General features: G+C 59.4%; 6 protein-coding genes and 1 pseudogene. 4 read left to right on the top strand and 3 right to left on the bottom strand.

Annotation, left to right across the window (positions count from 1 at the left end; all coding sequences use genetic code 11):
* Positions 1 to 1,590: pseudogene (locus BKP54_RS34530) on the bottom strand (autotransporter outer membrane beta-barrel domain-containing protein); the annotation flags it as partial.
* 751 nt (positions 1,591 to 2,341) lie between these two features.
* Here BKP54_RS34530 and BKP54_RS34525 point away from each other — a divergent pair.
* The 3 genes from BKP54_RS34525 (at position 2,342) to BKP54_RS34515 (ending at position 7,796) form a co-directional block, all read left to right on the top strand.
* Positions 2,342 to 3,790 (top strand): HAMP domain-containing sensor histidine kinase, encoded by a 1,449-nt coding sequence (locus BKP54_RS34525; RefSeq protein WP_025430975.1) that lies wholly within the window; start codon positions 2,342 to 2,344, stop codon positions 3,788 to 3,790.
* Entirely contained in the window at positions 3,787 to 4,482 is a 696-nt protein-coding gene (locus BKP54_RS34520; protein ID WP_025430976.1) for a response regulator transcription factor, read from the top strand. Before BKP54_RS34525 ends, BKP54_RS34520 begins: the two co-directional genes overlap by 4 nt.
* 314 nt (positions 4,483 to 4,796) lie before the next feature.
* Positions 4,797 to 7,796 (top strand): AsmA family protein, encoded by a 3,000-nt coding sequence (locus BKP54_RS34515; RefSeq protein WP_084815700.1) that lies wholly within the window; start codon positions 4,797 to 4,799, stop codon positions 7,794 to 7,796.
* A gap of 556 nt (positions 7,797 to 8,352) precedes the next feature.
* Here BKP54_RS34515 and BKP54_RS34510 read toward each other — a convergent pair.
* Together BKP54_RS34510 and BKP54_RS34505 are read right to left on the bottom strand one after the other, a co-directional pair.
* A complete protein-coding gene (locus BKP54_RS34510) occupies positions 8,353 to 9,396 on the bottom strand; it encodes an IS110 family transposase (protein WP_084815699.1) in 1,044 nt (347 codons plus the stop codon).
* Between the two features lie 125 nt (positions 9,397 to 9,521).
* Positions 9,522 to 10,412 (bottom strand): LysR family transcriptional regulator, encoded by an 891-nt coding sequence (locus BKP54_RS34505; protein WP_084815698.1) that lies wholly within the window; start codon positions 10,410 to 10,412, stop codon positions 9,522 to 9,524.
* A 108-nt stretch (positions 10,413 to 10,520) separates the two neighbouring features.
* On the opposite strand from BKP54_RS34505, the gene BKP54_RS34500 reads away from it, so the two are divergent.
* Entirely contained in the window at positions 10,521 to 10,763 is a 243-nt protein-coding gene (locus tag BKP54_RS34500) for a helix-turn-helix transcriptional regulator (protein WP_084815697.1), read from the top strand.
* Positions 10,764 to 11,023 lie beyond the last annotated feature (260 nt).

Genomic DNA, 11,023 nt, shown 5'->3' with positions numbered 1-11,023 from the left:
GGCCGACCCACCGCCGCCGCCGCTGATCGACTGCGCAATGATGCCGTGCGCCGAATAGCCGGAGGTGGTGATCGCGCCGGAATTCTGGACGCTGGCCGTCTCGGCCTCCCCGCCGTCGCCACCATCGCCGCCCAGCTCGAGCGTCAGCCCGTCGGCGATGCCACCAGTGCCCCCGCTGCCGCCGATCGACTGCACCAGGATGCCATAGGAATGCCCGCCCGAGGTGGCGATCGCCGCGTTGTTGTTGACGATAGCCGTGTTTCCATTGCCACCATTGCCGCCATTGCCCGCGCCACCCCCGAGCACGTCGGTGAAGTTGCCGCCGGTGCCGCCACCGCCGCCGATGGAATGCAGAGTAATGACGGCCGAGTAATCACCGCTCGTCGTGATCTTCGAAGCCCCGCTCGAAAAGAGGCCTACACTGCCGGCATTGCCGCCATAGCCGCCCCCGCCGCTCGTGCCGACAACGGCGGTGTCGTCGCCGCCATTGCCACCCTGGCCGCCAATGCTCTGGCCCAGCAAGCCATAGGCGTAGCTGCCCTCCGTCTCAACGCTGCCGCCGGATAGGTTCAACTGGATCTGACCACCATTTCCGCCGCGGCCGCCAGAGCTGTCCTTCTCGCCGGCCTGGCCGTCGCCACCGCGGCCACCCTGGCTCAATGCGATCACGCCACCAAGATAGTCGCCTTGGGTCGAAATGGTGCCTGAATGGACCGTCACGGTCGTCGCGGCTATTCCACTTTCGGGCCTGCCGCCCTCGCCACCGGCGCCCGCGACGTTCGAGCTCCAGCCGTCTCCGCCATCGCCACCCTGGGTAACGGCAACGACTCCACCTGACAGGTCATTCACCTCGCCGGTGGCGACGATTTTCATGTCGGCATATGTGTCGACATTTATGACCGAGCCACCTCCCCCGGTACCGCCTTCATCGGAGCTGTCTTGCGAAGCCGTGCCGCTGCTGCCCTGGCTCAGCGCATAGATGCCGCGCACGCTGTCGGCGTCGTTCGAGTAGATACCGATCGCGCCGGCGGCTGTATTGCCGGAGGAACCGTTTGCGATATCGATGAAGCCGCCCGCGCCGCCCGCACCGTTGTCGTGGCCGCCTGCTTGGCCGGTGGATTCGGCGGCAAGGCCCCAGACATAGTCCAGTCCGCTCAGCGGGTTGGTCCCGCTGCCGAGATTCACCTGTCCGGTGTTGGTGATGTTGATGGTGCCGCCGCTGCCGCCGTTGCCACCCACTTGGTCGCCCGCCGCACCGCTGTTCTGTTCGCCGCCGCTGCCGCCCTTGCTCACGGCAAAGATGCCGGTCATACCTCTGACCGTATTCGAGTTGAGCGATTCTACGGCCAGCGCCCCATAGTTGGTGATCGTTATCGCGCCTCCCGCCCCACCGGCCCCGCCGCTGGTTTTGTAGTTGTCGTTATCCCCATCCCCGTCGCCGCCGAAGCTCGTTACCGAAATCAAGCTGCCGATCGAGCCTGGATCTGTCGAGCTCGTCAGGGTTATGGGGCCGTAATTGGTGATCGTCACTGAACCCCCGGCGCCGGCGCTTCCCTCGTCGACGCCAGCGCCACCCATTGTATATGTCATGATGACGCCGCCGACGGATTCCCACGGCACTGTGTAAGGGAGGCTTGCGCCGGCCGTGTACGAGGCCTGCGTCTTGATCGTTATATTCGCTCCTGGGTCACCGTCCTTCTCGTCGTTGTGATCGACACCACTGTCGCCCCAGCAGGCGGACCACGTATATCCATAGTCGACCTGGCCGATTGTCTGGGTCGCGGACCCGGTGCAGCCTGCGTACGCATTGCCGGCCACGGTTGCGCCGCCGAGACCCAAGGCCAACACTATCACTAAACGCGATGCGTTTCGGTCGGACAGGACTGCGGCCTGGTCGCTGCGCCTGGATGACGGGAGCGACGATCCTTGCCCGGTCTTCCCGGTGCGTACGACATGCTTCATGCGATGAGCCCCCAAAAGTGAAGCGAACAAGACCTGCCGACCCTGAGACAAGCTTCGTCGCATGCGCAATCTGCGCGAAATCCTCGACGCGACTTCCTTCAACCAGAATTGCAAGGCCACAACCACGCGAACGATAAAGCGGCAAACAGCGGAGATTCAACCGAACAAAACGATTCAATTCTGACCAAATCCTGCATGCGACGCTCTGCAGAGCGCTCTTGGGATTTGTCGATCGATGAAAATCGATCAATTCGGCTGAACTCTTGTAAATTCTTACGTCACTTGATTGTTCTTGCGCCTGCGTTCGACTCCTGCCAGCTATAGGTTGCATGATCGCGTGACTTGCAGCAGCAGGGGGACACCGTACAAATGCTCAAGAATGCTTGACCTCAAGACAGTCCTGGTCGTCAATCTGGCGACTGCTAGCCTGCAGGCGGTCGTCTGGATCTTTGTCTGGCTGGCTTGGCGCCATCTCTACGAGCTCAAGTTTCTTGCTGCGGGGTTTACCGCCATTGCCATAGGGCTTCTCTTGATGATCTTGAGAGGCGAGCAGCCTGCAGCATGGTCCATCGTGCTGCACAATACTGTAATAAAACTCGGTCTGGTCCTGCTCGCCGAAGGACTGGCGCGCTTCCTGGGCCAACCGCGCTACACCTGGATCGGTATTTCGCTGCTGATTTTTCAGGTCGTGGCCTGGAGCATCGCCCTCGCCGTCGATCCGGGCAACCTTGCCATCCGCATCCACTCATCGACACTCTTCACGATCATCATGATGTCCGTAATGTCCGTGGCGCTGCTGCGTGACCGGACACAGCCTTGGCTTTTGCGATGGATGACCATTGCGGTATTGGCCGAATATATCGCAGCCAGTATAATTCACAGCGCCATCGAGTACTGGAACCCGGCCGCCGCCCAAGACATCACGGTTCTCGACAATCGCAACGCCTGGTACCTGTTGCAGGGCGTTCTGTTTCTGATCGCTCTGTTTGCCTGCCTCCTCTTCATGGTCAGTTCGCGACTATCAGCGGCCCTACGCGAGAAGAACGACGCTTTGTTACGGGAAGTGGTGGAACGCAGAAACCTTGAAAACCAATTGAATACCAGCCTTGAAACCGAACGCGCGCTTCGTGAGGAGCAGGCGGACTTCATGCGCATTGTTAGTCACGAGTTTCGTACTCCTCTGGCGGTCATCCGTAATGCGGCCGACATGATCGGTCTCGTCGGTGACAGATCGCGTGAAGCAACAAAGGAACGGCTTACCGGGATCGGCGAGGCGCTAGACCGGCTGTTCTCCCTTATTGATCGCTTCATGACGAACGACCGAGACAATGGCTTTCGACCGCAATCGATGCAGATCGGATCTCTGATGGCCGACGTGCAGTTCCATTTCGAAATGACCGGGCGCGGGGAACGATTGCATTTCAGAACGTACGGGGAAGCAACTTCGGTTTTCGTCGATCCCGATATGCTGGCAACCGTCGTCATCAATCTCATCGACAACGCCTTCAAATATTCGCCCGAGAACCAGCCCATTCATATTGATACCCTGTCGGCAAGTGGCTTCGTCGTTATCCAAGTGTGTGATCGCGGTATCGGCATACCGAAAGCTGAGGCACACAAAATTGGTCGCCGCTTCTTCCGAGCCTCCAACGCCAAGGCCGGAAGCGGGACCGGGCTTGGCCTTTACTCTTCCCGTAAGCTTCTGGCCTATCATGGCGGCACATTGGAGCTGCTACCCCGTGAAGGAGGGGGAACGGCGGCTGTGGCGCGTGTGCCTGTCTTGAGCGGAACGACAGAGCCCGCCCTGCAAGAGGAGATAATGGCTTGACCCGCATTTTGATCGTCGAGGACGAACAGCGACTGCGCAGGGATCTGGTTGATTTTCTGGGATTGTGCGGTTTCACGGCCGAAGGAACTGCGACAGCAGAAGGCTTGCGCCAGACACTGGCAAATGATGAGCCGCCCGATGTCATCATCCTCGATGTCGGGTTGCCTGATGGCAATGGTTTCGACCTGGCCAGCGAAATCCGTGAGGCCCATCGCTGCGGCATCATCATGCTTACAGCTCTTGGCGACGGTGACGACCGCATTCGCGGCTTTGAAAGTGGAGCCGACATTTACCTCGTCAAGCACAGCACCTTGCGGGAGATCGAAGCAGCGATCCGTAGCCTACTGCGGCGAACAGGTGATCAAGGTGATTTAGCGGACGGCGCGGCAGGCAAATGGGCATTGGACAGCAGAAACTGGACTCTCACTGCGCCCAACCAACGCTCACTCAAGCTAACGGCAACCGAGTTCGCGCTCGTCAGCACGCTCTGCAAACATGACGGTGGCATCTGCGGACGCGAGGAACTGGCGGAGACCATTGCCCGCCCCAGAACCCATTTCGATAACCGGCATCTGGATGCTGTCGTCAGTCGCCTTCGCCGAAAAATAGGCGAGCAGACCAACCTGCACGTGCCGATAAAGGTGGTCTATGGGGTGGGCTATACGTTCACAGCCCCGACAGTTGTGCAATGAGGATCCCACGCGAGATCGGGTACGTTCGCGTTCGACGAACGTTCGCGTGTTGACAAGAGTCCCGAACTGCGAGATCGGTCGCTTTGTTTCGACCTAAGAACAACTCGGAGTCAGAGCGTCAGGAAAGAGACGGCCGCCTCCATGCCGCCTCGCGGTCGCGTCCGACATGGCGTGCGGCGCGCTGCCACCTTCCCTGCCATATCGCTTACAACTCAGATCACTTGCTCCATTGTACCGGACAAGTCCACCGGCAGTTGCAAATCTTTTCACCCCGGAAAACGATAACGAATCAGTTGTATTCGCGACGGGGACATATAATGCGATTCTTCCTTGGCCTTCTCGCGTTCGGTGCGCTCATTGCCGCCTCCATCCTCGTCTTGCCCAGCTTCGTTTCGAGCGATTGGATGCGCGCCGAACTCAGCCGAAAGCTCTCGACTGCAACAGGCAGCTCAATTGCCTTGAAAGGCCCCGTCAGGCTGTCCGTATTCCCACATATGGCGGTGGTTGCCGAAACTGTCGTGCTCTCGAGCGAAGAAGCGGGCGTCGCAGCGGAAATCGGAGAGGTTGCGGGCTCAGTGACACTCTCCTCCCTCTGGTCGGATCGCTTGCACATCAAGGAGATCAGGCTGGTTCAGCCGATCATCACATTCCACGAGAAGACAGGCAAAGCATCGCCCACAGAAGGCGGCAAGCTGGGCCGAGCCAAACCAGGCGATCCGCTTGCCGCGCTTGTCACTTTCCTGGAGCGAAGTGCAATCGACTCGGTCTCGGTTGTCAGTGGCACTTTGAGACAGCAAAGCACTGCCGGTGCGAAGCAGGTCATAACCGATATCGACCTTTCACTCGCAGTACCCGACATCGACGATCAACTTTCCCTTTCGGCGAGCGCCCGTATCGAGGAACGGCGCTACCAGATGACGCTCGCGATCTCCTCCGTGCGCCCGTTGCTTGAACGACAGCCAGCTGACCTGAGCCTTTCCTTCGAGGCGGATCCCGCCCCCGCCCCCGGGCTCTCCGCATTCGAGGCCACCGGACAAGTCGCCCTCAACACCAATGGCAGCTACCAGATCCGCGGCGGCAAATTGCTCGTTGGAGACGAGGCTCTTGGCCTCGACGCACTCTTCATACCCGGCATTCGCCCGCGGTTTCTCGCTGACATCGACGCCGAACGGTTGGACCTGAGCGCATTTCTTGAGGCTACTACCTCGGCTTCGTCGCAACCCAACGCGAAATCGGAGAAGTCGGGCGCTTCGACGGGTTTGCAGCTTCTGACCGGGTTCGATGCCGATATCGGCGTGAACATCAGGGATCTTGTCCTTGGTGACATCTCAGCATCAGACGTTGCCTTGGCGGCAACGCTTAAGGACGGGCTGGTTACGGCAAGGATAGAACATCTCGGCATCGATGCCGGCAGCGTTGCGGCAAATATCTCTGCCGATATTCGCAAGGTTGAGCCGACCTTCAAGGGCCGCATATCCAGCAGCGGGCTCGATGTCGCCAAAGTGGCAAATCTGACCGGGCAATCCGTTCCTTTGACCGGGTCTGTCACGATCGATACCCGGTTCGCGTTTCGCGGCCTCTCGGGGGATGCCCTGAGAAAAACAATCAACATGACCGGCAGCCTGGGCCTGCACAGCGCCACCTTCATCGCGCCGGGCGTCGCCGATCCCTCGTTGAGCGAAGTCAAGATTAAGAAGCTGGTGCTCAGGATCGATGACTTTGCAAAACCGGGGCGTCTGTCGGGCAGCCTGGCCTGGCGCGGCAAACCTGCCGAAGTCGATTTGCAGCTACCGTTAGGCAGTCTCTTGGCCGGGGACCTCGACACGGGCGAAATACCCCTGAAGCTTGACATGCGTATGCCGGGAGCGGCTCTTTCGCTTGATGGCAAAGCGGCCATTCCGAACGGCTATGCCGGCAAGCTGATTTTTTCGACAGCGGACCTTCGCGGGTTCCTTGGCTGGCTTGGACAGAGCGGCCCGGACAATATCGACCTATTTGCGTTCAACGGTGAAGTCAGCGCGAACCCGGCGAGCGTTCAGTTCGAAAGTGCCACTTTGTCCGTCAATGGTGTCGAGGGGACCGGGAGTGGATCTGTCCAATTCACGACACCATTGAAGATATCCAGTGCCCTCAAGTTCGCACAGTTAGATTTTGCGCGCCTCGCCGGCGCGCGCTCGCCTGAACCTCAATCGAAGGCGCGGGGAGCTGGTCCTGCGCCCAACGCTCCGTTGGATTTCTCCTCGCTTCGATTGATCGACGCATCGATTAGTGTCAACGCTGATAAACTTGGATACGGCAACGTATTTGCAGGGCCGGTGGCAACCACTCTTACCGTTGCCGATGGAGTCGCAAGTCTCAGCCTTCCTGAAAGCCCGTTCTATGGCGGCCATATTACCGCAAGCCTGAGGGCCGACGGCTCCGGGTCAGAACCGTCGATTGCTTTAAACGCCTCGATCGCGGGCGCTTCGGCGGCGCCGCTTCTGACCGACATGGCAGGCTTCAGACATCTTGAAGGCGCGCTGCAGGCCAAGCTCGACATAACGGGAGCTGGCAGCACGACTGGCACACTCAAACAATCGCTTCAAGGCAGCGCGGATGTCCGGTTTTCCGATGGCGCCATCCGCGGCATCGATATCGCCGACGCCTATAACAACCTCGTTGGCTTGATGTCGTCGGGCTTCAGGCAGAATGAAAGCCAAGCGACAGGGTTCACTGAACTCAGTGCCTCGTTTGCCGTTGATAGCGGCGTTGCGCGAACCGAGGACATCAAGCTAATCGGCCCGCTCGTGCGCATGAACGGGACCGGGGAGGCAAACCTTGCGGACGGACAGCTGAAGTTTCGCCTCGATCCGCGGGTGGTCGCATCGCTGGAGGGACAGGGCGCCGAGATCGCAACCGAGGGAATCGGAGTGCCGGTCCTGATCGAGGGGCCATTTGCCGGTCCTCACATATATCCCGATCTGTCGGGACTTTTGAAGAACCCCACCGCTGCATTGGCGACACTGAAGAAGTTCGGACTGCCGGCCGACAAGCTGCGGATCGATGACCTGCTCACCGGCAAAGCGACTGGAGGATCCTTGCGCGACATCGTCGGCGGCGACATCGACAACTCCCTTAAAGGCGAGCGAAACCAACTTTCTATCGAGGAGATCATTGACGGCAATGTGGCGCACAGCGACAAGGCGCCGCCGGACCAAGCCGACGAAGACCCCGCTACTCTCGAACCCGCGGCCAGACAACCGGTCCCTGGAGCGGAGCAGCCCGATCAGGACGCGGGCACGTTGGGAAATCTGTTCAACCGGCTGCTCCAATAGAGAAACTTCGCAGGGTCCGGATTGTTGCTGTTCCCGGGCGCGGAGATGCCCAAAGATGGGCGAAGCCTCCTTACGCCGCCTATTGAATCAATCGATCGCCACTCCCGCAAGAGGTTTAATAGGTCCAGAGTCTATTTCACCCCGGCAAACCTCCCAGACATTTAAATGCCTCGTCTCGGAGGATCAGCATCGCGACGGCCAACGGCCGGGATCCGGGAAGCCTGGGCCCGGCAAGCCGCTCCGTTTTGATTGAGGGATCGCGGACGACGAGGTTTTCGGGAACTCGCCCCTCGGCGGGTCGAGGTCAAGCATCTTCGAGCTCCTTCGCCGTCATAAGGAATCCATCGCGGGGTCTTGCTTCTCTCCGGGATCGGCCTTGCAGGCCCTCCCACCATGGGGTCAGAAGAATGAAGCAGAACAATCTGCACCGGCGTCCTGATCGCTTGCAGCAGTCGATACAAGGTGAGGGCCGAACTTACTTCATCCGTCGTCCCGCGAGGGACTTCTTCTCCGCACGAATGCGGAAACCGTTATCTTGTCTGGCTCAATGGCCGGGTCATGCGTGCACGGCGGTTGGCAATCCCTCCCTCGTCCAGCGGAACTCGGTGCCATCGCTCCACATGCGGTGCATGATCACTGCCAGCCGGCGCGCCAATGCGGTAATGGCTTTTTGGCGCCCTCGCCTCTTGGCGACGTTCATGGCCCAAGCCTTCAGCCACGACCATTTCCTTGTGACTGACAACAAGGTCTGCGCGGCTTCATGGAGCAGCGTTCGCATCATAGTGTCACCGCAACATGAGATGCGTCCCACGCGTTTGCTTTCGCCCGACTCGTTCAGTTTGGGCGTCAGTCCCAGCACAGCGCCGACCACTTTCGAGTTTCTAAATCGCTGAGGAATGTCGATCGTGCTGGTGAAAGCTAGCGAAACGACGGGGCCGACGCCCGGGATCGTCATCAACCGCCGACATTCAAGGTCGTTGCGTGCGATATCCAGAACCTTCTTGTGGAGTCGGGAGAATTCGTCACGCAGTTTCTGTCTTGCCGCCAACAACGGCTCCATGATTTCCCCGATGTCGGACATATCATCCACCAGTTCCCGGATCCGCTCCTCGAACTTGACCGCGCCGACAATCCCTACCTTTAGTCCAAAATTGCGCAACAGGCCGCGGATGTCGTTTTCAATGGCGATTGCCTTCTCCTGCAGCAATTTGCGAGCCGTCAGCAAGGCGCGGCGCTTCTGGCTGATCAGCGTCTTCACATGCACCGGCCGGAACAGATTGACGCGCATCATCTGGGCGATGCCACGGGCGTCGTTGCGATCGCTCTTGTTCGGCTGTGCCTTGAGAAATGCCTTGGTATGGCGAGTTTCGATGCAGATTACCGGTAGCCCGGCCCTGGCAAGGCCTTCGAACAGCCATTGCGATAGAGGGCCGGCCTCAAGACCGATCCTGTCCAGGTTCCAGGCAGGATCTCGCAGCACGGCCGCCAGGTCGTCGGGATGGCTGACCGCCTTGATCTCGCGGCAAATACTGCCTGTTTCATCAACGATGCAAATGGACGTCTCTTTCACCGAAACGTCGAGGCCGCTATAGTGTTTCATGCTGCGCTTCCTTTCCGATGCTTGTGGCTGTTGCAAAACAAGACCACGTTTTATCATCGCTCGAAGCGCAGCACCTCCTTTCTACAATCCACCGGTATCGGAAGATGAGGCTCAAGCCGAATACCTCATCTGCCCTGCCTGACAAGCGACCGGGCGATGTCGATGATGTCGTCTCTGGCGGCCGTTGGGTCATCCTTGCTCCAGGCGACCCCAAGCCCGATCCTGAAGTCGACACCCCTCACCTTCCTGAGCTCGAAATTGCGGTTGGGCAGATCCAGCGTCCATTCCGGCGCAAAGCCGATGCCAAGACCGGCCGACACCAGTGACACCAGCGAGAAGGTGTCGTCGCAGCTATAGGCGACGGTCTTCGACAGATCATGCTCCTCGAACTTTTCAGTGAAGTAGCGCTCGGTGAAAGACAGGTTCTGGCGCGAGAACGAGATGATCTTCTCGCCCTTCAGATCCTCGATGCCGATCTCGCTTCGGGCCAGCAGGGCGCTGTTCTTCTCCACTGCCAGCAGATAGCGCTCATGCGCAATCGAGAAGAACCTGAGCGAGCCGATGTTTTCAACCGGGCGGATGAAGCCGAGATTGATCTGGCCGTTCTCAAGCCCACGGATGATGTCGTTGGTCGAGCCGCTGGATATATGCAGCTCGATATCGGGATACTTGCGGCCGATGCGCGCCAGGAATGCCGGCAGCACGCCAATCGTTGCCGGATAGACCGTTCCGATCCGGATCTTGCGCCTCGACTTGCCGGCAACCGAGCGCACCACCTCGGCCGACAGATCGACATCGCCTAAGATCCGCACACAGCGATCGTAGTAGATCTCCCCTGCCCTGGTCAGTTCGACCTTTCTGGTCGACCGTTCCAGCAGGCGAACGCCGAGTTCCTTTTCCAGCGACTGGATCTGGCAGCTGAGCGCCGGCTGGGCGATATGCACCCGAGCTGCCGCCCGACCGAAATGCAGCTCCTCGGCAACCGCCACGAAATAGTTTAGCTGGCGAAGTTCCATAGCAACGCTCCATCTACCGTGAGCCTTCGCAAGTCACGATTATCTGAATTTAAGATAACTGAAAATCAGATATAAATGAAGACCCCATCTTGAACAAGGTGGGCAATCGTGGCCAAAACGCTTGGGACGCCGAGGCACAAGGCGCTGATTGCGCTGTTGATTGAAAAGCGGGAGGCTGCAGGCCTGACGCAAACGGAACTCGCTGCCAAGTTGGGCGAGTATCAGTCGTTCGTCGCCCGCCTAGAAAGCGGTCAACGCAGGGTCGATGTAGTAGAGCTTCTCGAAATCGCAGCGATCCTCGGATTCAATCCAAACGATGCACTCGACCGGCTGTCCGCTCTTGAGGGTTAGGCGAAACGGCAGCATTGCGCCCGCCTGTCGTCCGTTGAAGGTGAGCTGCCGCCGCCTGAAAGCAGACATTGCCGTCGACCACGCTGGAGGTCGAAGTTGCGCCATTGAACGAACCCGCTCGCGCGGGAGGGGCGCGGGCTGAGGCGTGTGCCTCGTTGACGGTATCGGCGAGGCTTTGATCGGACCAGGGGTGACGAACGGCCGGAGTCCTCCGAGCATGAAGGGGTCAACCTTCAGCTTGAGAGGAGCATCCGATGACC

It is taken from the genome of Ensifer sp. 1H6, from assembly GCF_001976035.1.
Classification (GTDB): domain Bacteria; phylum Pseudomonadota; class Alphaproteobacteria; order Rhizobiales; family Rhizobiaceae; genus Ensifer; species Ensifer canadensis.
This window is presented reverse-complemented; position numbering and strand designations above follow the sequence as displayed.

Bases quoted from the DNA above. Each gene is read 5' to 3' on its own strand.
- BKP54_RS34525 (WP_025430975.1), top strand. From the start codon at position 2,342: ATGCTTGACCTCAAGACAGTCCTGGTCGTCAATCTGGCGACTGCTAGC.
- BKP54_RS34510 (WP_084815699.1), bottom strand. From the start codon at position 9,396: ATGAAACACTATAGCGGCCTCGACGTTTCGGTGAAAGAGACGTCCATT.
- BKP54_RS34505 (WP_084815698.1), bottom strand. From the start codon at position 10,412: ATGGAACTTCGCCAGCTAAACTATTTCGTGGCGGTTGCCGAGGAGCTG.